Source organism: Paenibacillus sp. FSL R7-0302 (assembly GCF_038006885.1).
Classification (GTDB): Bacteria; Bacillota; Bacilli; order Paenibacillales; family Paenibacillaceae; genus Paenibacillus_AQ.
Genome location: NZ_JBBOWB010000001.1, coordinates 3,674,933 through 3,696,977 on the forward strand (window position 1 = coordinate 3,674,933; position 22,045 = coordinate 3,696,977).

The 22,045-nt window shown below is 53.5% G+C and carries 20 protein-coding genes; 7 read left to right on the plus strand and 13 right to left on the minus strand.

The genetic code is table 11. The annotated features are described in order from the left end of the window. Window positions 1–60: 60 nt before the first annotated feature. On the minus strand, window positions 61–1,107 hold the full coding sequence (locus MKY96_RS16205; RefSeq protein WP_340941643.1) for an aromatic ring-hydroxylating dioxygenase subunit alpha: 1,047 nt from the start codon (window positions 1,105–1,107) through the stop codon (window positions 61–63). Window positions 1,108–1,456: 349 nt separating this feature from the next. On the opposite strand from MKY96_RS16205, the gene MKY96_RS16210 reads away from it, so the two are divergent. The 5 genes from MKY96_RS16210 (at window position 1,457) to MKY96_RS16230 (ending at window position 7,513) form a co-directional block, all read left to right on the plus strand. Then, window positions 1,457–2,287, plus strand: a complete 831-nt coding sequence (locus MKY96_RS16210; protein WP_036729881.1) for a PRD domain-containing protein — start codon at window positions 1,457–1,459, stop codon at window positions 2,285–2,287. Window positions 2,288–2,425: 138 nt separating this feature from the next. Next, window positions 2,426–4,333: a beta-glucoside-specific PTS transporter subunit IIABC gene (locus MKY96_RS16215; protein ID WP_340941644.1), complete on the plus strand. Its 1,908-nt coding sequence runs from the start codon at window positions 2,426–2,428 to the stop codon at window positions 4,331–4,333. Window positions 4,334–4,361: 28 nt separating this feature from the next. Continuing rightward, entirely contained in the window at window positions 4,362–5,819 is a 1,458-nt protein-coding gene (locus MKY96_RS16220) for a glycoside hydrolase family 1 protein (protein ID WP_340941645.1), read from the plus strand. Between the two features lie 5 nt (window positions 5,820–5,824). Next, window positions 5,825–6,775: a 2-keto-3-deoxygluconate permease gene (locus MKY96_RS16225; protein ID WP_340941646.1), complete on the plus strand. Its 951-nt coding sequence runs from the start codon at window positions 5,825–5,827 to the stop codon at window positions 6,773–6,775. 195 nt (window positions 6,776–6,970) lie between these two features. After that, window positions 6,971–7,513 carry an NADPH-dependent FMN reductase gene (locus MKY96_RS16230; protein ID WP_340941647.1) on the plus strand — a complete coding sequence of 181 codons (543 nt, stop codon included), beginning with the start codon at window positions 6,971–6,973 and terminating at the stop codon, window positions 7,511–7,513. 119 nt (window positions 7,514–7,632) lie between these two features. Here the strand turns inward: MKY96_RS16230 and MKY96_RS16235 are convergent, their stop codons facing one another. Continuing rightward, the gene (locus MKY96_RS16235; RefSeq protein WP_340941648.1) at window positions 7,633–8,259 is read right to left on the minus strand and encodes a hypothetical protein; all 627 of its coding nucleotides are present in this window, start codon (window positions 8,257–8,259) and stop codon (window positions 7,633–7,635) included. A 157-nt stretch (window positions 8,260–8,416) separates the two neighbouring features. Continuing rightward, complete coding sequence (locus tag MKY96_RS16240) at window positions 8,417–9,478, minus strand: LuxR C-terminal-related transcriptional regulator (RefSeq protein ID WP_340941649.1); 1,062 nt, start codon at window positions 9,476–9,478, stop codon at window positions 8,417–8,419. A gap of 123 nt (window positions 9,479–9,601) precedes the next feature. Here MKY96_RS16240 and MKY96_RS16245 point away from each other — a divergent pair, with 123 nt between their 5' ends. Beyond that, the gene (locus MKY96_RS16245; protein WP_340941650.1) at window positions 9,602–10,729 is read left to right on the plus strand and encodes a saccharopine dehydrogenase family protein; all 1,128 of its coding nucleotides are present in this window, start codon (window positions 9,602–9,604) and stop codon (window positions 10,727–10,729) included. A 5-nt stretch (window positions 10,730–10,734) separates the two neighbouring features. Here the strand turns inward: MKY96_RS16245 and MKY96_RS16250 are convergent, their stop codons facing one another. The 4 genes from MKY96_RS16250 to MKY96_RS16265 form a co-directional block, all read right to left on the minus strand. Continuing rightward, window positions 10,735–11,514, minus strand: a complete 780-nt coding sequence (locus MKY96_RS16250; protein ID WP_340941651.1) for a DUF817 domain-containing protein — start codon at window positions 11,512–11,514, stop codon at window positions 10,735–10,737. A 29-nt stretch (window positions 11,515–11,543) separates the two neighbouring features. Continuing rightward, a complete protein-coding gene (locus tag MKY96_RS16255) occupies window positions 11,544–11,759 on the minus strand; it encodes a helix-turn-helix domain-containing protein (RefSeq protein WP_340941652.1) in 216 nt (71 codons plus the stop codon). Between the two features lie 10 nt (window positions 11,760–11,769). After that, on the minus strand, window positions 11,770–12,258 hold the full coding sequence (locus MKY96_RS16260) for a DUF2975 domain-containing protein (RefSeq protein WP_340941653.1): 489 nt from the start codon (window positions 12,256–12,258) through the stop codon (window positions 11,770–11,772). A 99-nt stretch (window positions 12,259–12,357) separates the two neighbouring features. Then, the gene (locus MKY96_RS16265; protein WP_340941654.1) at window positions 12,358–13,239 is read right to left on the minus strand and encodes a LysR family transcriptional regulator; all 882 of its coding nucleotides are present in this window, start codon (window positions 13,237–13,239) and stop codon (window positions 12,358–12,360) included. A 146-nt stretch (window positions 13,240–13,385) separates the two neighbouring features. Between MKY96_RS16265 and MKY96_RS16270 the strand changes: the two genes are divergently transcribed. Next, complete coding sequence (locus tag MKY96_RS16270; protein ID WP_340941655.1) at window positions 13,386–14,069, plus strand: O-methyltransferase; 684 nt, start codon at window positions 13,386–13,388, stop codon at window positions 14,067–14,069. Window positions 14,070–14,164: 95 nt separating this feature from the next. Here MKY96_RS16270 and MKY96_RS16275 read toward each other — a convergent pair whose 3' ends face one another. The 6 genes from MKY96_RS16275 to sbnA form a co-directional block, all read right to left on the minus strand. Beyond that, complete coding sequence (locus tag MKY96_RS16275; protein WP_340941656.1) at window positions 14,165–15,085, minus strand: metal ABC transporter substrate-binding protein; 921 nt, start codon at window positions 15,083–15,085, stop codon at window positions 14,165–14,167. Next, window positions 15,082–15,924: a metal ABC transporter permease gene (locus MKY96_RS16280; protein WP_036729903.1), complete on the minus strand. Its 843-nt coding sequence runs from the start codon at window positions 15,922–15,924 to the stop codon at window positions 15,082–15,084. Before MKY96_RS16280 ends, MKY96_RS16275 begins: the two co-directional genes overlap by 4 nt. Then, the gene (locus MKY96_RS16285; protein WP_340944597.1) at window positions 15,917–16,660 is read right to left on the minus strand and encodes a metal ABC transporter ATP-binding protein; all 744 of its coding nucleotides are present in this window, start codon (window positions 16,658–16,660) and stop codon (window positions 15,917–15,919) included. The genes MKY96_RS16280 and MKY96_RS16285 overlap by 8 nt, the downstream gene beginning before the upstream one ends. Window positions 16,661–17,030: 370 nt before the next feature. Beyond that, entirely contained in the window at window positions 17,031–18,344 is a 1,314-nt protein-coding gene (locus MKY96_RS16290) for an alkaline phosphatase family protein (protein WP_340941657.1), read from the minus strand. A gap of 1 nt (window position 18,345) precedes the next feature. After that, entirely contained in the window at window positions 18,346–19,572 is a 1,227-nt protein-coding gene (locus MKY96_RS16295; protein ID WP_340941659.1) for an MFS transporter, read from the minus strand. A gap of 248 nt (window positions 19,573–19,820) precedes the next feature. Next, complete coding sequence (gene sbnA, locus MKY96_RS16300; protein WP_340941660.1) at window positions 19,821–22,043, minus strand: 2,3-diaminopropionate biosynthesis protein SbnA; 2,223 nt, start codon at window positions 22,041–22,043, stop codon at window positions 19,821–19,823. Window positions 22,044–22,045: the final 2 nt, after the last annotated feature.

Here is a 22,045-nt window from a genome sequence, read left to right on the forward strand (position 1 = left end):
GCACACGCCCGGCTGCCGAGCTTCTGCTCTCTGCTGCCGGGCGTGTGCTGTTAATAATGCTCAGGACGTATAATTCTGCCCCAGCCCTAGACTGCTTAGCAGCTGTCTATAAGCAATGGAGGTGCGGTCTGCCGGAATATGGGCTTCAGCCTGCAGATCCAGCGGGAGATCCTCCGGCGTCTGCGATTCCACCATCTCCGCATCCTCCTGGAATACCTGCAGATTGAACTTCACCGTATCCTCCAAGGGGGCGTTCTTGTCAAAATTCCGCGAGATCGGGCAGAACAGCCGGGTATAACGGGCCGACACCGGAGATGCACAGTTCAGAATCTTCAGCCTTCCCTCATCCGGGAAATAGACCGTCAGCGATGCGGCGAACGGTGCGAATACACGGAACTCCCGCAGCCACTGGAAGCCTTCCGGCGCAGGATTCTCCTGCCCTTTGCCATAGTTGCTGACCGTGCTCCAGTATTCGGCCACCAGCTCCGTCTCCCCTTCACGCCACACCTTGTACTGGGGAACCTCTGTATTATTGCGGTCACCGAAGGTTGCCGTATGCACGTAAGCGAAATGGGATACATCAAGGAAGCCTTCCATCTGCCGCCCGGAGGAGCCGGCAATATCGAAGCTCGGAATCAGAATATTAATATAGTCGGGATCATCCCAGGCCGGGAAGGCGGGAATCTGCTCCGGCGCATCTGCCAGGCAGGTCCAGATCAGACCGTAGCGTTCGATGGCCGGATAGACAATCAATTTCAATTTGGGCGAGATTTTGGCGCTTGGATGTGCCGGTACCGCAGTACATTTCCCCTCACAATTATAGCGGAACCCGTGATACGGGCAGACAATCTCCCCGTTCTCCACCCATCCCTTACTCAGCGGGGCGCCCCGGTGAAAACACAGATCCCGGGCAATAACCACCTTGCCTCCGCTGCGGTAGCATACCAGCTTCATATCCAGCAGCTTCACGGCCACCGGCTGATCCTGTACCTCTGCTGCCGTAGCCACCGGATACCAGTACTGGGCCAGAATACGCCAGTCTTCAGGCGAGAAGGTGCAATCACGCGGGAGTTCAAGCTCTGTCTGCCGTTTCTTTTCCTCTATCATGGCTGCCCCACCTCTCCATATATTATAGATACATAAGATTGCTTAATTATATGTCAGAATAACTGACTTGTTGAGTGTATTTTAAGCTAATTTCATCATGACAATCAATTATTTTGCTGAATATTTCGTATTCGAGCCTAAAATTAGCTATTCAATGTTATGCGAAGTGACATATAAATTGATTTCTAATACCCATAAAATGCATGATTGACATTTCGAAGCTGCTGATTATAATAAGGTTATATTCCTTACACGGACTGTTACTGGGCAACCAGGCATGACCGAAAACGATTACATTTTTTTGTAATCCTTTTCGGTCATTTTTTATTTGGCGGGGAGGTGAGTATGTATGAAGGTCATCAAAAAAGTGAACAACAATGTAGCTATTGCTATTAATGACAACAATGAGGAAGTGTTTGTGGTTGGCAAGGGCGTTGGTTTCCCAAAGACCCCCTATCAGTTGACTGAAACCGATATGGTGGTGGAGAAAATCTTTGTCGCTCCCAAAAACATCCGCATGTACGACTTGTTGAACAGCATTCCGATTGAGCATATCTATCTGGCGGAAGAAGTCATTACCATGGGCAGCGACATTCTGCATAAGACGTTCAATACCAATCTGCTGCTCACTCTCTCTGACCATATAAGCTTTGCTCTGGCCCGAACCCGTGAAGGTGTCTCCATCAAGAATCCGCTGGAATGGGAAGTGCGCACCCTATACCCGGATGAGACCCGTGTAGGTGAAGCTGCAGTCCGGTTAATTGAAGCTACAGCGGGAGTCCGTCTCCCGGCAGCCGAAACGACCCTGATTGCCTTACATTTTGTGAATGCCCAGGTGGGGTCTGGAGAAATGAGCGATACAACCAAAATTACCACCGTTACCGGCGAGATGCTGTCCATCATCAAATACGCGCTGAAAATTGATTTTGAGGAAGAGTCCATTCACTTCATGCGCTTCGCCACCCATGTCCGCTATTTCATCATGCGGCAGATGAGCGGCAAGTCGCTGAAGAAAGAGAATGAAGCGTTGTTTGAGATGGTAACAGAGAAATTCCCGCGTGAACTGGAGTGTGTGGAGAAGATCGCGGCATTCCTGCAGAACAATTACGGCTGGAGCTGCACCAATGATGAGAAGCTGTATCTGATTCTTCACATTCAAAGGTTAATCTCCAACGACTAGCCGGCCCTGCCCGATAATTGCATACTATGAATTGGACTGTTACTGATTCGATCAGGCATGACCAAGCACACGGGAATGACGATTCCCTGGCTTGGTCATTTTTTTATTCCCAGACTACTTTATGTAAGGAGAATGGTCATGAACAACAAGGAATTGGCCCAAAACGTACTGGAGCTTGTAGGCGGCGAACGTAATATCTCATCGCTCACCCACTGTGCAACACGGCTGAGATTCGTGCTTAAAGAAGACAGAAAGGCCGATCTGAAGGCGCTGGACCGACTCGAAGGCGTACTGAAGGCGCAGAATGCAGGCGGGCAGGTTCAAGTGGTGGTCGGGAACAAGGTAGATGCTGTGTATGCTGAGCTGCGCAATCTCACCTCGGGGAACCTCCAGAGCGAAGACGGAGATGCAGCTCCCAAAAAGAAACAAAATCCGGTAAATGTGGTCCTTGAGACGATTGCAGGCATCTTCACTCCAGTGCTCCCGGCCTTGATCGGCTGCGGTATGATCAAGTGCGTGGCTACAGTATTGGCAGCGCTAGGATGGATGGAAGGCTCCGGGTTCCTGTCCATCGTCAATATGATTGGCGATCTGATTTTCTACTTCCTGCCCTTCTTCATCGCTGTAAGTGCTGCCCAGAAATTTAAAACCAATCCGTATCTGGCCGTTGCGCTTGCTGCCGGATTAATGCATCCCGTGATTTTGGATGGCGCAGCCAAAATTGCCGAAACCGGCGTGAAAACAATCGATTTCCTCGGCATGCCGATCCTGCTGATGAAATATTCCTCGTCGGTGATTCCAATCATTCTGGGCGTGTGGGTCATGAGCTACCTCTACCCTGTAGTGGACAAATTCATTCCCAAGTTTCTGCGGGTGCTCTTAACTCCAATGATTGTATTGTTCATCATGATCCCGCTGGAACTGATCGTACTTGGACCGGTCGGCTCTTATATCGGTACTTGGCTGACCGACGGCATCAACTACCTGTATGCAACCGTTGGCGTATTGGCAGGTACGATTCTCGGGTTCTTCAAGCCCATTATGGTTATGTTTGGCATGCATTACGCCATTATGCCGATCCAGATTCAACAGATTGCCAGCATAGGCTCAACCATGCTGCTGCCGGCCTCTCTTGCAGCTAACCTTGCCCAGGCGGGAGCCGCCTTCGGTGTCTTCGTCCTCACCAAGAGCAATACGATGAAATCCGCAGCCGGGTCCAGCGGCTTCACCGCCCTGTTCGGCATTACCGAGCCGGCGATTTACGGTGTGAATCTTCGTTACAAACGGCCGTTCTTTGCCGGGTGTGCGGCAGCCGGAATCGTAGGCGGTTTCTACAGTATTGTTCATGCGAGTGCAAATGCTATCGCCCTTCCGGGAGTCTTGGCCCTGGGAACGTATACAGCAGACCGATACATCTATATTGTGATCGGCTCCATCGCAGCAGTCGTTCTGGGATTTGTATTCACCTTGCTCGCAGGCATCAAGGAAGATGCGGGCGGGCAAGCCACTACGAAGGCTAAGAAGAACGCCGCTTCGCCGGCAGCCGCTCAGGATGCCACCCCTTCGGTATCCCGCGCTGCGGATACCGCTGGTATGCTGATCGTCAGTCCGATGACAGGTGAAATTAAGCCGTTAGCCGAGGTTGAGGACCAAGCCTTTTCTCAGGAGCTGATGGGCAAAGGCATTGCTATTGTGCCGAGTGAAGGCAGAGTGTATGCCCCTTTTGACGGAATGGTTGAGGCATTGTACAGAACCAAGCACGCCATCGGGCTTAAAGCTGCTAACGGCGTAGAAATACTGATTCATATCGGCGTAAATACGGTGAGCCTGAAAGGCAAACATTTCAAATCCTATGTAGAGCAAGGACAAGCCATACAAGCTGGTGATCTGCTGGTGGAATTCGATCCCGCAGGAATTATTGCCGATGGGTATCCTACCATTACCTCTATTGTCGTGACCAATATGCAGCAGTTCGCCGATGTACTGACGACCTCTGATAGCGGTCCCATCCAAGAAAGCGGAGCACTGCTCAAACTGATTCCATAACTCATACCAATCAAGGAGGAACAATATCATGACACAGTCTCTATTTCCGGAAGGCTTCCTGTGGGGAGGCGCTCTCTCCGCCTGTCAGGCGGAAGGTGCATATAATGTAGACGGGAAGAGTCTGACCATTCCTGATGTGATGCAATTCAATAAGAATAATGATCGTAAAGTAACCAAGCAGTTGAGAATTAACCGCGAAATGATCGAGGAAGCCAAAAACGACCCGGATACTGTGAAATATCCAAAACGGCGCGGCATCGACTTTTACCACACCTTCCGTGAAGATATCGCTCTGTTCGCCGAAATGGGCTTCAAGGTATTCCGTTATTCTATCGCATGGGCGCGCGTGTTCCCTGGAGGGGATGATGCGGCCCCTAATGAGAAGGCGCTGCAATTCTATGATCAGGTGATTGAGGAGTGTCTGAAGCACGGCATGGAGCCGCTGATCACCATTAGTCATTTCGATACGCCAATCGTGCTGATTGACAAATTCGGCGGCTGGTATAACCGCAGGCTGGTGGACTTATATGTCAAATACTGCGAGGTGTTATTCAAGCGTTACAAGGGCAAAGTAAAGTATTGGGTGACGTTCAATGAGATCAATATGAGTGTCAAAGCCGGAGCAAAAACGCTCGGAATTATCGAATACGATAAACCGAATTATGAGGAAATGCTGTTCCAGGGCTTGCACCATCAGTTCGTGGCAGCCTCCAGAGCAACCAGACTGGCGCATAAGATTGATCCGGGTAACCAAATCGGCAGCATGGTAGCTTACTTCACTACCTATCCGTACACCTGCAAACCGGAGGATGCCCTCCAGATGCAGAAGGATGACCAGATGAAAAACCAGTTCTTCCTCGATGTCTTGAACCTGGGCGAATATCCTTATTACGCCAAGACTTATTTCAAAGACAAAAATATCACGCTGCACATCGAGGATGGCGATCTGGATAGCATTCGTGCACATACGGCGGATTACGTCGGTATGTCCTACTACAACTCCATGATCTCCAGCAGTGACACAGAGCAGCTCGAACTGACGGCAGGCAACGTACACAGTGTCTATAAAAACCCGCATTTGCCGGAAAATGAGTGGGGCTGGCAGATCGACCCTGTTGGGCTGCGGTATACGTTGAACCTGGTGTATGACCGCTACAATAAGCCTGTGTTTATTCTGGAGAACAGCTCAGGCTTCTACGACAAGTTGAATGAAGACGGTACTGTGAACGATCCTTACCGCATAGAATTCTTGAGAAAACATATCGAACAGATGGGGCTGGCCATTCAGGATGGTGTCGAAATGATAGGCTATACCATGTGGGGGCCGATTGACATGATCAGCTCTTCTACCTCGGAAATGAGCAAACGTTACGGGTTCATCTATGTGGATCAGGATGACTACGGCAACGGGACGATGAAGAGAACCCGCAAGGATTCCTTCTATTGGTATCAGAATGTTATCCGGACGAACGGGGCCGAGCTGTAGGCAGTATGAATATACTACGGTCTGTCCAAAAAATACCCGGCGGTCTGCTCATCGTCCCCATGCTGCTGGCAGCCGCCGTCAACACGGTGTTTCCGCAGCTGTTCGGCATTGGTGATCCTACAACCGCTCTGTTTACCTCCAGAGGAACGATGGTGCTTATCGGCTTGATCCTGTTTGTATCCGGGACGCAGTTGGACCTCCGCCTGCTCCCTGCTACACTGAAGCGCGCCGGGGTGCATGTTCTGGCAAGAATCCTGATCGCCTGGCTGATCGGCTGGGCCTTTGTGCAGGGGTTCGGCGCAGAGGGCTTCGGCGGCATCTCTGCCATTGCCTTCATCGCCGTGATGACAAGCTGCAATCCGGGGCTATATCTGGCACTGATGCATTCTTATGGAGATGAGATGGATCAGGCTGCCTTTGGAATTCTGAACCTGATCGCTGTTCCGGTCATTCCGGTCATGATCCTGAATTCGGCCAGCGGGGCAGGAATTGATTATCTTAGCGTGGCGGCCACGCTGCTCCCTTTTGCCGTAGGTATACTACTTGGCAATCTTGATGCTAACCTTCAGAAGATGTTTGCTCCGGGAACAGTGATCCTATTGCCATTCCTCGGCATCAGCTTCGGGTCTAGCATCAACCTGAGCCTGGCCTTCCGGTCGAGCTTATCCGGTCTGTTGCTAACCTTACTCTTTTTCCTGCTTTGTCTGCTGCCGCTGGTTATGATTGACCGTCACTTGTTAAAACGCCCGGGGTATGCAGCGGCGGCTACCTGTTCAGTCGCTGGTCTATCGATGGTCGTGCCCGGGATGGCTGCCGGATTCAACCCGGCTTATGCTCCTTATGCAGATACAGCTATAGCACAGATTGCTTTTACTGTTATCCTGACTTCCATCACCATACCTTATGTGGTTAAACGGCTGGCCGGAAAAGTGAAATCGGCCGAAGCCCGCCATTAGCTGCAACTAGAGACATAACACCAATTGCGGTCCATTGCCTTCCCAGATTCGGGTCTGCGATTGGGCCGCTTTAATTTTTAGCTAAAAATTTAACTAGGTTTCAAAATTTCACTTGCTTTATTAAAGTTATCAGCTATAATAAAAACATATCAAACAAAACAAATTACGGAAAACAAAATTCGAGGAGGAATTACAATGACAACACTTAACATCGGAATTATTCTCGGAAGCACACGCCAGGGCCGCGTCAGCCCGCAGGTAGGCGAATGGGTGAAGGGAATTGCTGACGCCCGTGGCGATGCCAATTACGAAATCGTAGATATTGCCGACTTCAAGCTGCCGCTGCTCGGGGAGAGCGACAGCTACGCCGAAGCCCAGGCCTGGGCCGCCAAGCTGGCTACGCTGGACGGATTCGTATTCATCGTCCAAGAATATAACCACAGTCTCTCCGGGGCACTGAAGAACGCACTGGATTCTGCCCGCGAAGAATGGAACAACAAGGCTGCCGGAATTGTCAGCTACGGCTCCGCCGGTGGCGCCCGCGCCGCTGAGCATCTGCGCGGTATTCTCGGCGAATTGTCCGTTGCCGATGTTCGCGTCCACCCGCTGCTCTCGCTGTTCACCGACTTCGAGAACGGCTCGGTGTTCAAGCCGGCTGACCTGCATGCTGCCAACGTCAACGCGATGCTGGATCAGGTCTTGGCCTGGAGCGGCGCGCTGAAGACACTGCGCTCGTAATTAACCCGGCAGAATAATACCGGCTGCAATTCATCCTAAGTTAAAGGGGGCTGTCTCAAAAGTCATGAAATGGCTGCTTGGGACAGCTCTTTATTGCGGAGTGGGACCAACGTGAGCACTTAGGTGGACGCTCCGCAAACGGACCGTTGTTCCAATCGCTGTTGTGTCCAGATTTTTTTCATTCCCCTTAGCGGTGAAAATCCGGACACAAAGGCGACCGCTTCCGCTTTTACACAATCGTTCCGTCCGCACCGCTGTTTAAGTGGGAAACGACTCATCCATGCTAAAAAAGAAACAAAAAAATCGCTCAGAGGACGTTCGGCAGTTGCGTAAGGATGTGTTGCCTTAAAAGACGACCCATTCGCTGTACGCTGAATGACAGAACCGGAAATTGCTTGGACAACTGAAGAACAATCGAGGCTTCCGGGGATTTCTGCAAGTGGCTGTCGTCGCTCATAGAAAATCACTTTTGAGACAGCCCCTTTCAGTTCTCCATCCGGCCCACTTCCGGCCGATTTAATGGGATTTATCCCTTTCATTTCCCCATCCGGCCCGCTTCCGGCCGATTTAATGGGATTTATCCCTTTCATTTTCCCATCCGGCCCGCTTCCGGCCGATTTAATGGGATTTATCCCTTTCATTTTCCCATCCGGCCCACTTCCGGCCGATTTAATGGGATTTATCCCTTTCATTTTCCCATCCGGCCCGCTTCCGGCCGATTTAATGGAGCTGTCCCAAGCAGCCATTTCATGGCTTTTGGGACAGCCCCTTGTGACATGTAGCAAAATAACACAGTCTTGAGCGCGAGAAGGCGAAACAGATATGACTAGAGAGCAGCGAAATGTTAAGGCTGAAAGACATCACTGCTACTTCTCTTTTGGACCCGGCCCCCCCTCACCTCCTCTATCGTGACAACAGCCGGCTGATCAGCTCTCTGCGGCTGGACACGCCTGTCTTGGCGAAGATGGACTTCAAATGATCCTGCACGGTGTAGGCGGAGATATGCAGCGATTCGGCCAGCTCCTTGGTCGATAACCCCAGCGCCAGCAGTTCTGCCAGCTCCTTCTCCCGCGCGGTCAGGGCGAAGGCTTCGGCCAGCAGCCGGAAGACATCCCCGGAGCGGGCACTCACCAAGGATACGGCGAGCTGTCTCTGCGGGCCGCCAAGCAGGCTTGCGGTAACCGTCAGATACGCCCCGTCTCCGGTTGGGAGACTTATTCTGGCCTGAGAAGTCCCGGTTCCGGCGGGCTTCTTCGCGCCGAGCACCCGCAGGCAGACGGCACGCACCGGACCGGGAAGCTGCCCTTCTTCCAGCAGCTCCAGGTTCCAGATCTGCTTCAGCCAGTAACGGGCTGCTGCATTCGCACTGACCGGGACCAGCTGCTCACTCAGCACCAGAATACCGTTATCCTCCGGCACGGCCCGGTCCGCTCCGGATACCGGCAGGACAGAGGCATACGCCCGCAGACGTTCAGCGATCAGCGGAGCTACCGAAGCCAGCAAGGCGCATTCCTGCTCCTGAAACGCCGGCTGGCCCAGCGGACGGAATAAGGTCAGGAACCCCCAGCAGACCCCGCCGGTGCGCAGCGCTACACGCAGCTCATCCCCGAATCCGGCGGGCTGCAGCACCTTGCGGTAACGTGCGCTTTTCTCCAGGCTTCCCCCGGTCACTCCGCTTAAGCAGACTGCCGGAATATCCGACACCGCTAACTGCTCATACTTCATATAATCCTCATGCAGATATTCATACTCGAACAATAGCGGATGAACCTCCTCCAGTCCCTGCTCCGTGACCGCCCCTGTGGTTAAAAGCGTGTGCGGGTCTACTGTCGTACAACAGGCCGCAGCGAACGGAACCAGCAGGCGGAGCCTGGCAATCACCGCTTCGCGGTACTGCTGGGAATCCAGCACCGGCCCGCCCCGGGCAGGGTCAAGCTGTAATAGACTATGTACTCCCTTGTTCATCTTCTGTCCTCCCCGAAATCCCACAAATGTGGGATAGTCTGCCGCCCGCTTAAGCCGGATAATGATACGTAACGTTAATTATACCGCAGATTCTGCAATCCACCACGAAGGACGGGAATACTCATGAAAACAGATATTGTAGTGATCGGCGGTTACGGGCATGTCGGGTCACAGATATGCCGGCTACTCGGGGCACAGCACCCCGGCAAGGTCTACGCGGCAGGAAGAAACCTGCACCGGGCCGAGGAATTCTCCCGCAGTACCGGCGGATACGTGAAGCCGCTGCGCCTGTCGGCAGAGAAGCCGCTTCCCCCAGAGCTGCTGGGGAAGGTCAAGCTGGTCGTCATGTGTCTGGATCAGCAGGACACCCGGCTGGCCGAAGCCTGCCTCCAGAGCGGCACTCATTATGTAGATGTCTCGGCAAGCGGAGACTTCCTGACTATGCTGCAAAGGCTGGACCCTGTGAAGCATAAGCTCAAGGCGGCAGCAGTGCTAAGTGTCGGGCTCGCACCGGGGTTAACCAACCTGCTTGCGGCAAGGGCCGTCCAGGAGCTGGACCATACAGAGCAGATCGACATCTCGATCATGCTGGGACTGGGTGACAGCCATGGACAGGCGGCTATGGAGTGGACGGTGGACAACCTTGGAGCCGACTTCGAGATTACCGAACACGGCAGACCGCGCACCGCCTCAAGCTTCACGGAGGCTAAGGCGGCGGATTTCGGCTTTGCTCTGCGGACGCATAGAGCCTACCGTTTTCCTTTTTCGGATCAGATGACTCTGCCTCAGACCCTTGCCGTACCTTCCGTCTCGACCCGGCTCTGCTTCGATTCACGGAGCATGACCTCAGCCGCAGCGCTGCTGCGCCGCACCGGACTCTCCCGTCTGCTGCGTAACCGGACACTCCGCAACCTCGCGGTCCAGGCGTTCACCCGCTTCCGTTTCGGCTCCGAGCGCTACGCGGTCAAAGTCGATGCCTGCGGCACGAAGGATGACAGGCCCGCCACCAGAGAATACGGAATTACAGGCGTACATGAAGCATCCATCACAGCGGCAACGGCTGCTGGAGTCGCCTTGAGACTCTATGAGTCAGCACCGTCTCCCGGTGTCTATCATATTGAACAGCTATTCTCCCTTGATTCCAACGGGGAACAATGTTCGCTAATCCCGTCCGTCTCCGGCGGAACCGGACCGTCCTTCCGTTATCCGCTGGACGGCCTGGCTTATTGGACCCGGTCCGGCAGGCCATGATGGCCTTAACTGTGTCCCCCGCCGCTCCGCCCGGCCTTCACATGCTTAAGCTGGGCGACAATAATCACGCTGATAATCACCAGCAGGAACCATGAGCTGATCTTGCCGAAGCCAACCAGCCGCCAGCTCCCGTGCTGGTCCGGGTACTGCCACGCCCCCAGGAAGGTCGCAATATTCTCGGCCAGCCAGATGAAGAAGCCTACAATGGCAAAAGCCAGCACAAGCGGCATCCGGTACGTCTTGCCCTGCACCCGGTAGATGATCCAGGTTCTCCAGAATACCACTACTACCAGGGCTGTCAGCCACCAGCGGAAATCCGGAATATAGTGGTGGGTGAAGAAGTTCAGGTAGATCGCTCCGCCCAGCAGTCCCGCAGCGGCAAGACCCGGCCAGCCGGTCAACTCCATCCTCAGCCTGCGCCAGATCTGGCACATGTAGCTGGCCACACTGGCATACATGAATCCGCTGTACAGCGGCACACCGAGCAGCTTCGCATAACCGGGTTCCGGGTAGGCCCAGGAGCCCATTCTTATTTTATACATCTCCAGCACCAGTCCAATCCCATGAAACACACAGATCACCTTGATCTCATCCAGCGTCTCCAGCCCGCTCCGGTACATCAGGTACTGCACAGTAAGCAGGATCAGCAGAATCAGATCATAGCGGTGGATGAACGGCAGCTCTGCTGTCCGGGTCAGGATTAACGTTCCGAAGATCGCTACAGGAAAGATACAGCTCATCGCCTGATGATACCCGAAGTTCAGCAGCCGTGTCATGGCTCTCAATACCGTCCCCTCCCCGCTCCCGGTGCCCATTATTCTGCAGCATCCGGTGTATATTCCAGAATATCTCCCGGCTGGCAGTCCAGCGCCTTACATATCGCCTCAAGCGTTGAGAAGCGGATCGCCTTGGCCTTGCCGTTCTTCAGAATGGACAGGTTCGCCATTGTAATTCCCACCCGCTCCGTAAGCTCTGTTACACTCATTTTCCGCTTAGCCAGCATCACATCAATATTAACGATAATCGCCATGGTAGCCACCTCAGACTGTCAGATCGTTCTCAGATTTCAATTCAATCGCTTCATTCAGGAGCTTCTGGAGTACCGCCGCGAATACTGCAATCACCATGGATGCGAAAATAAGGATCAGCCCGATCACAATAATGCCCGGGGCATCATCCCGCTCCGCCAGCAGATAGAACAGCGGCAGTCCTAAGGTGAACATTCCGCTAATCGACACAGCCGCATGCTTGATATGCTTCAGCACCCGCACCGAGCCCTCCGCGAACGCCTCATTACGGTCAATGAAGCCTAACAGCCTGTAGGCCTGGGACAGTGCTATGAAGAACGGCAGAGCCGCCCCGTACAGATCTATCATCACCAGCACCTGGATATACGAATGGTCTGGATACAGCTCCGCCGCGAAGCCAGCGATCGCCGGGACCGCGAAGATACATAAGGCCAGCGCAGCCAGCGCGAACACAATAAGTACCGCCTTCAGAAACGTGGTTGAGCCTGGCTTACGGTTCATCACACAAACACCTCACTTGTTAGAGTGAGTATAATTTAGCATAATATTTATCGTTTATCAATATATTTTAATTGAAAAGGAATATATTCTTATTGTTCATCATTGCCGGCAGATGTCAATAAACCGCTGTAGCCCGGCTGACAGGGTCTCGTTCTTGCGTGTACAGACAGCAATATGGTTGCTAAGCTGAATGCCCTCCACCTGTACCCGGCATAACTGCTTCCACTCCACATAGTCCCGCACAGCCAGTGAGGAGATGAAGTTGGCGCCATACCCTGCCATGACCGAACGAATGACTTCGCCCAGCCCGCTGAATTGCAGGGTCACACGCGGCGGCTTCAGGCCGTAGGTTGTACAGAGCGAGACCAGACGTTCCCGGGTAGAGCTGCCTTCCTCACGCATTACGAACGGCTCCTGCATCATCTCCGGCAGCGATACCGTACCATTGGCAAAGGGATGGGAAGGAGCCACTACGAACCACAGCTCATCCTCAAACAGCTCCAGCCAGTCTACATCCTCCGGCTTCTCCTTGGCTCCGCCCCCGTAAAAGGCCACATCCGCTTCATGACGCTGCAATTGTTCAAAGGCCTGCGTGGAATTGGTCGTGGTTATCTCAATCTCCATCTCGGGCTGCCCCGCCTTGAACCGGGCGGCCCAGCCCGGGACCAGGAAATTCGCCGGAAGATAGGTGGCGGCAATGCGCAGCTTCCCCTTCCGTCCCTGGCGGTAATCCTCTACGAACTCCTCAATCCGTTCTTCATAGGTGAAGAGATTGCCGGCCTGCTTCGCCAGCTCTGTCCCGAAGGGAGTCAGCGAGATTCCCCGGCCGCTGGGATTGAATAGCGGCAGTCCCAGATCCTTCTCCAGCCTCTTGATCTGGCTGGTCACCGCCGGCTGGCTGATCCTCAGCCGGGCAGCCGCCTTCGTGACGCTTCCCGTCTCAGCCACATAATAAAAAAGCCTCAGTGCATGAATGTTCATAAACACGCTCCTATTCATGGGTTGTATTCATAACCTATATTTATGATTATGACATTAACATATATTATTATTATGAATGATAAACCCTTATATTTAAAGTAGTTCTAATACACCAATATAAAAACACAACTAACGGAGGGATTCACATGGAAGAACAAAGTAAATGGAGTAAGGTCGATACCTATTTCAGTGACAGGCTGCTGGCTGCAGATCCGGTCCTGGACGCTGTGCTGGATGCGAATGCCGGGGCCGGCTTACCGGCGATTGATGTCGCTCCGAATCAGGGGAAGCTGCTGTATCTGCTCGCCAAAATGAAGGGAGCGTCCAACATTCTGGAGATCGGCACCCTGGGCGGTTATAGCACCATCTGGCTGGCGCGGGCATTGCCGGAGACGGGCAGGCTGGTCTCGCTGGAATTCGAGCACAAACATGTTGTGGTAGCTGAGGATAACCTGAGAATGGCGGGGCTGGCAGACAAGACAGAGGTAATTGAAGGCCCGGCGCTGGATTCGCTGGCGCTGCTGGAAGCCCGGGGCGATGAGCCGTTTGACTTCATCTTCATTGATGCCGACAAGCCTAATAATCCGCATTACCTGAAGTGGGCGCTGAAGCTGGCCCGGCCGGGCGCGGTCATTGTGGCTGATAACGTAGTGCGTGACGGCGAGGTTATTGACCCGGGCAGTAAGGATGACCGGGTTCAAGGTATCCGGCAGTTCATGGAGCTGCTCGCCGCAGAGCCGCGTATAGATGCTACTGCAATACAGACGGTCGGCAGCAAGGGCTATGACGGCTTTGTGCTCGGGATTGTCACCACACAAAATAACCCCTAAGGATAACGAATAACCCGCAGGCAAGGATAGCAGTGCTTATCCGGCCTTGCGGGTTATTGGTTGTTGCGGGCTCTTTTTCGTACACAGGCATCCGCTTATTCCTTCGACAAGCCCTCAATCACCTGATCGATATTCCACTTGATCATCTTCAGATAGGTGTCGCCGTCTTCGCCTTCCTTAGCCAGAGAATCCGTGAAAATCTTGGAGTGCACCGGCACCCCGGTCTCGCGGGATATGGTCTCCATTGTCTTGGGGTTGACGCTCGTCTCCAGGAATAACGCCGGAATCTGCTTCTCCTTGATAATGCCGATAATCCGGTTCATCTGCTCCGGTGTTCCCTGGCTGTCCGTGTTGATCTCCCAGATGAAGGCGGATTCGAAGCCATAGGCCTTGGAAAAGTATTTGAAGGCTCCTTCACTGGTCACCAGGACGCGCTTCTCCTGCGGGACCTTGCTCACGGCTTCCTTGGCATACTGATCCAGCTCGGTCAGCTCCTTCACATACGCGGTCTGGTTATCCAGATAATACTGCTTGTTGTCCGGGTCCCGTTCGATCACACGCGCGGTAATGACATCCACATACTTGACCGCGTTCTGTATATCCAGCCAGGCATGAGGGTCAACCTGAGATTCCTTCCCCTTCTCCGTTAGGTACATCGGAGCAACCTCTTCAGAGACGGCAAACGCGGCCGCTTCCTTCTTCGTCACCTTGAGCAGATCCTGGAACCAGCCCTTCCCGGTCTCCAGATTCAAGCCGTTATAGAAAATAAGGTCCGCACTCGACACCTTGCCTGTATCTGCGGGCAGCGGATCATACATATGCGGGTCTGTGCCGATAGGCACCATGCTATAGACCTCCGCTTTATCTCCGGTGATATTCCGGGTCATGTCGGCAATAATCGAATACGTGGCCACGATCTCCAGCTTACCGTCATCCGCTCCCCCCTTACTGGTGTTGGAGCAGGCTGCTAGTAGTAGAAGGAGTACGGATGCCGATAGTATTTTGAACAGTCTCATGCTTGCTTCAATCCTTTCCGCAGAAAATTATTTTTGGGCGATATGATGAATGAAATGCTGAACAGCGTGACGCCAACCAGCACGATTGTTGCACTTGTCGGCAGATTGTAGCGGAAGCTCACGTATACGCCGATGATCCCCGAGGCTGCCCCTACTGCAGAGGCTAAAACGATCATATGCAGTAAGGAATTAGACCACAGATACGAGGTGGCTGCCGGGATGACCAGCATGGCGATGACCAGCACAATCCCAACCTGGGACAAGGAGGAGACGGTCACTACGGAGAGCAGCATCATCAGCAGATAATGATAGAAGCCGGTCTTCAGCCCGTATGCCTTCGCTACCACCGGATCGAATGAGCTGATCAGCAGTTCTTTGTACAGCAGTGTAATAATGGCAAGCACCGCCAGCATGATGATGAAGGATTGCAGCAGCTCGGATTGCGGAACGGCCAGAATGTTGCCGAACAGAATATGAGTGAGATCCAGCCCGCTGCGGGCGAATGTAATCAAGACAATGCCGAGTGCAAAGAAGGAGCTGAGAATGATGCCGATGGAGGTATCGCTCTTAATATTGCTGCGGCTGGTGATGAATTGAATGAGAATAGCAGCTAACAGGCCAAATAACGAAGCACCCAGCAGGATGTTAATGCCCAGAATATAAGACAGGGCGACGCCCGGAAGCACCGCGTGAGATAAGGCATCGCCCATCAGCGACATTTTGCGCAGAACGATGAAGCTGCCCAGCGCCCCCGAGACAATCCCGAGGATAATCGCAGATAGCCCGGCGTTAATGGCATACACTGGAATATTCAGCAGGCTGGATAAGGACTCAAGCATGAGCGGCACCTCCTGCCCCCTGGATCATTACATTGCCCAAGGATGTACCGTAGGCTCTGCGGATATTCTCCGTGGTGAAGGTATCTTGTACATCTCCGAAGGCGATTAGCTGCTTGTTGAGCAGAATGATTTTGTCAAAATATTCTTCGACCTCATGCAGATCATGATGCACCACCAGGATCGTCTTCCCTTCCTCGCGGAGCTGCTTGAACAGGTTCACAATGATGCGCTCGCTGACCATATCAATGCCCACAAACGGCTCATCCAGGAAAAACACACTGGCCTCCTGCGCCAGCGCCCGGGCGATAAACACCCGCTGCAGCTGCCCGCCGGACAAATTGCTGATCTGCTTATCCGCAAGGTCACCGATCTCCACCATCGCCATGCTGCGCTCCGCAATACTCCGCTCCTTCTTGCCCGGACGCCGGAACAGCTTCAGGTTCGGATAAGTTCCGGTCAGCACCGTATCCTTCACTGTAATGGGAAAAGTCAGGTCAATATCGTTCTTCTGCGGCACGTAGGCGATATTCCGTCTGTACAGGGCGATGTCCTTCCCCTCTGCCTTCACCGTTCCGCTTCTCTTCTTGATTACGTCCAGCAGCGCCTTAATGAACGTGGATTTACCGGCGCCATTAGGCCCGATAATGCCTACCGAATGCCCGAAGGGGATATCCAGCGTCACTCCTTCCAGCGCCGAATGGCCGAAATAATCAACATTTAAACCTTTAATCTGAATCATGTCAGCACCCCGTCTCTTATTTGGTCTATCTAGTCTTTAGGTTTTGGGATTGGCCGCAACTTGAATTATTCAGTTCAAACTATAAAGCCTATTAATATGTCTATTGTTTCTCATCTGCATATATGTTTCCTTCAGGAAACTTTTATTCTTATGGATAATATATTTGATCATAGGCAAATTGTCAACGGTAATTTAAATTTAAATTACAGTCTCCCGCTCCACACCTCCGCATAAGCTAGATATCATCATATTGGCCTCTGCAATCAACAAAAAAAAGCCCAACCCGGCGGCCGCGTGCGCGGACATCCTGATCAGACCGATGGAAGTTGCTCTATTAGCATTCCTACTACCACTACTATTCCCCTAGCTATCCCTCAAAAATCTCCTCCAGCACCCGCCCGTCTCCCAGCCCGAACTCCATCCCCAGAATCCGTCCCATCGTCGGGGCGATATCGACCATCTCCAGGTCACCGATGGGGTAGCTCTGCTTGATCCCGGCCCCTGCGATGACGAGATTGCAGCGGTACCCGCTTGCATCCGGCGAGTAGCCATGCGTAGCATAGCGTATGCCTTCAGCCTGCAGATCGGTGATCAGCGTGTCCGCCAGCGCCTCATCGAAGCTGTAGCCCCGCTGTGCTTCAAGCATGACTTTTGCCACCGGGCTGGCGTGGAGCTGCTTCAGCGTCTCTTCCGTATATACACTCTCGATTCCTGATGCTCCTTCACTCCTGTATTCATCCACCACCGCCAAGGCCAGCCGCTGCGCTTCCTCATCTCCGGGCTGCACATGCAGATAAGCTGAACCGCCGCCGCTCTGGAAGTAGGCCCGCCAGTGCATCTCGCCGTCCTTGTCATAGATCAGCCCCTTAGCCTGCAAAAGATTGTTCAAATGCACCTTGTAGCGCACGTTGAACTGACCATGGTCACCCAGTACCATAATCACCGTCTCCTCGCGGATTCCGGCATCCTCCACCGCCTGCATGATCTCACCCAGCCGGTTGTCCATCCGCAGGATAACATCGTCTACTTCCCCGTTGTCCGTGCCGTACATATGCTTGGTGTCATCCAGGTCGATTAGATGCATCAGCAGCAGGTTCGGCTTATGCCGCTTAATTGTATCGGCGGCACACTTCGTAGTGAAGTTATCGAGCTGCGGCTGGGCGATGCCCTGCCTGATCCGTCCGTATTTCAGCTCCAGCCGGGCGCAGTACAGGGGACTGCCGCTTCGCAGTATCTTGAGCGCCTGATTCTCTCCTTTTAACGCCCGGATCTCTGGAATATTATACTGAATCGAGGACTTGCCGCTTACCGGCCACAGCAGTCCCGCCGTACTCAGCCCTGCCTTACGCGCGGCATCATAGATCGTTGGCACCTGGACTGCCTCCCGGAACCAGAACCAGCGCTGCTCCTCCTCCGGCACGAACGGCTGCAGCGGATTGTTGTGATAGACGCCGTGCTTATCCGGGTAGACGCCGGTTGCGATGGTCGTATGCACCACATAAGTGAGCGTGGGATAGACACTTCTCAGACGGTTGCTGTAAGCACCGCTGGTGATCAGCTTCGACAGATTAGGCAGGCGGCTGGCCAGCTCCCAGTGATCCTCAGAGAAGGCATCATAGGAGATGACGATCAGATGCTTGGCTGCCGGGGGTGGTTGCGGTTGCAGTCCAGTAGATTCCATACTATGTCCCCTTTGGCAATGTGATGAAGATCAAGAAGCCGATCAGAAAGAGCGGAATAATCGACAAAATACTGTAGCGGGCATCCCCGCTCAAGGTAGTGGTCAGAGACATTAAGGCAGGGCCGAGAATCGCCGCGAACTTGCCGAAAATATTATAGAACCCGAAGAATTCGTTGGAATTCTCCTTCGGGATGATTTTGGCGAAATAGGACCGGCTAAGCGCCTGAATGCCGCCCTGTGCCGAGCCGATCAGCGCACCCAGCAGGAAAATATGCCACACCGAGCTAATGAAGAACGCTGCGATACAAGAAATAACGTAGGTGAAGATCCCGGCAATAATCAGATTCCGGGCGGAGTAAGTTTTGGCCAGATTGCCATAGAGAATCGCGCAGGGAAAGGCAATAATCTGGATGATGAGCAGAATTCCCAGCAGCGTGAAAGTATCCAGGGCATCTGTGCCGAGGACGGAGGTGGCGTAGGGCACAACCATTTTGATAATCGTATCTACTCCGTCAATATAGAAGAAGTAGGCGAGCAGGAACACAAAGACGATTCGGTGCTGGCGGATATTCCTGAAGGTGGCAGCGATACGCTGGAAGCTCCGGGCAACAGGCTTCGGCTCAGGCTCGATATAATATCTCTGCTTCACATCGCGGATCATCGGCACCGTAAGCAGCCCCCACCAGAGCGCCGTAATGATGAACCCGATCTGGTAGCCGATGGCCTTGTCCATCCCCAGCAGGAAGATCAGCAGCAGGCTGATGCCGAACGGAATACAACTGAAGATGTAGCCGTAGGCGAACCCCCGGGTAGACACCTTGTCCATCCGTTCGTCCTCCGTAATATCCACCAGGAAGGAATCGTAGAAGATGTTAGACCCGGCGAAGCCGACCGCTGACAGAATGTAAAAGGCGATGAGCAGCTGCCATTGACCGCTGTCCGGGGACACGAAGGCCAGGGAGGCGGTTGCAAGGATACCGAGCGCAGCGAAAAAAATAAAAAACCGCTTCTTCCGGTCCTTATAATCCGCAATCGTGCCCAGAATCGGGCTGAGGACCGCGACCAGAATACTGGCGATGGAGTTGAAGTACCCCAGGTCCATACTGCTGCCCACATTATCGAACATCCCGAAGATAATCGGCAGCAGCGCCGTAGTCACGGCCATCGAATAAGCGGAATTTCCGCAGTCGTACAGAATCCACGATCTCTCCTCTTTGCTTAGCTTCATCTCATCTTCTCCTCTTATAACCAGTTGCTTCAGTTATATCACGCGAACATATGAAGCATGTTAATGGGGTGTAAAATCACGGGCGGTTCTGCTATTACGATTACGTCCATCATACCATAGGCCTTCTTCCCAGGTGATGACTATATCTGAATCCGTTCGATCCTGCTGCCAAGGAGCGCTAAGGGTCAGCTGACAATGAGCTTGACCCCACGGCTCCTAGCCGATAAGGCCAAGCTCAAGGAAGATGGTCACACCAGGAACTCTTCCGTAGCTGATAGCAGCTCCGCTCCGAATTGGCTCTGAACCCAGGTGTCCGAGTATACCGTATCGAGATACCGTTCTCCCTTATCATGCAGGATGGCGGTGCAGACTGCGCCGGGAGGGATCTCCTCCTTAAGTTGCCGAATAGCAGCAAGCACGGCCCCGGAGGAGGCTCCGGCCAGAATGGATTCCCTGCGGGCCAGCGCCCGGCAGCCTTTCACCATATCGGCGTCGGTAACATGTACAATCCGGTCAATCAGATCCGGTCTGCGCAGCGGGGGCACAATACCGGCACCCAGTCCAGGGAAGTGCCGCTTCTTCGGATGGCCGCCAAAAATAACGCTACCCTCTGCATCCACCGCCACAATCCGGGTCCGCAGTCCCTTGTCCTTCACGTATTCTGCCAGTCCGTTTATCGTTCCGCAGGTACTGACACTACAGAACAGGTAATCGACCTGCACCAGTTCCTTCACGATCTCCGGCATAGTCGTATCATAATGGGATAAATAGTTATTGGGATTGGCATACTGATTCGGCCAATAGCTGCCCGGTATTTCCGCGAGCAGCTGCTGCACGCGCTTCAGCCGGGCCGGCAGGAATTCCCCGGTTTCGGGATCAGGGCGGTCAATGAAATCAATAGCCGCACCCAGGGCCTTCAGCAGCTGAAGATTCATCCCGGTGGTTCTGGCATCCACCACACTGATGAAGGTCATCCCCAGCTGCTTGCATATCATGGCCAGGCTGATGGCCATATTCCCGGAACTGGATTCAATAATAATGTTCCCCGGCCCGATAAGGCCTTCCTTCCACGCTTCCCGGATCATCCGCAAGGCTGGGCGGTCCTTGGCGCTTCCACCCGGGTTCATCAGCTCCAGCTTGGCGTAGACGCTGAACCCGCTGGCAGGAAACAGATTATCCAGCTTCAGGAGTGGTGTATGTCCGATAGCCGATAAAATCCCGCTGGTAAGCTGAGGCTCTGCCCGCTGCTCCACTGTCTGCGGCTCCGTTTGATCTTTCCGGTAATACAGCTTCTTGTTCTTCACCTGTCCGCCCGCAAGCTCCCCGTCCTCTGCCATCAGAATGACTTCAATATCGTCAAGCAGGTGATTTGCGATCATCAGACCAATCTCCGGGATGCATGCCCTGATCTCTTCCCTGATGACCGGAACGCAGGATGGAGTTGCTGACCTGCTCTGGATATACACGGATAATGCATTATGGCTGACCCCGACCCGGACCCTGGCCTGCTGAAGATGACGGTAGACCACCTGTTCAATATCGTAGATGCTGATTTTCTCCCCATGCTTCAGCTCACGGCCCACCCGCTTGACGATGGACTGGAAGCTCTGCCGCTCCACCCCGTCTACCTGCACAGTCCTGAAATCCCTCACCACATCATAGGTGACAAACCGGAGGGCTGGCAGCAGCTTACGCACGGTTGAAGTTAACACCAGAATGCCTTCGCCGTTACCCAGCGGGTCGAGCCCTTCCCCTACGATCTCCGTTCCCACAGCTTCGGCAACGATGCCTTCAGCCAGCAGATACCGGCCCAGCTCATGCGAATAATAAGCAATCGTGCCGATTTCAATCGACCCGTACGTATCGGTAATATCCTGCGGCTTCAGGCCGAACAGGCGGGCCATGTTCTGCTGCCACTCGCGGGTAGCGATCTCGCCGACCAGAATGATTTTGCGGATTCCGAACGCCCGGGGGTCCTCCGCAGCATATACGATATGATCCAGGATCGAGGGCATGGTGTACAGCAGGTCGGGCTGGAAAGCCTGAATACGCTCAATATGCTGTTCTACCGGCAACTCGAAGGGAATGGAGCTGTTGACCAGTCCCAGCCGTGCAAAAATAGCCAGCGCCGTATGCGCAGCATGTCCGGTTCCCATATCCGCCAGCGCCCGGGCACATCCGCTTCCCTGAAGCAATTCCCCGAACAGCCTGGTTTTGATATCGATATAATGCTGTTCATCCTCTTCCGAATAGACTATTGCCTTACGCCGTCCTGTACTGGTGCCCGAGGTCCGGTAGACGGCATGGGAAGCATCGGGTTCGTTGTTATAATAATGAATATCCAGCAGATCCGAAGTCATAAGGGGAAGCTGCTCCAGACTGTAATTCACGTGCTCATTGCCGATAAGATCCTTGTACCAGGGGAAGTACCTGATTACTTCGTTTACTTTATCCCGCCACTGCTCCGCCATTC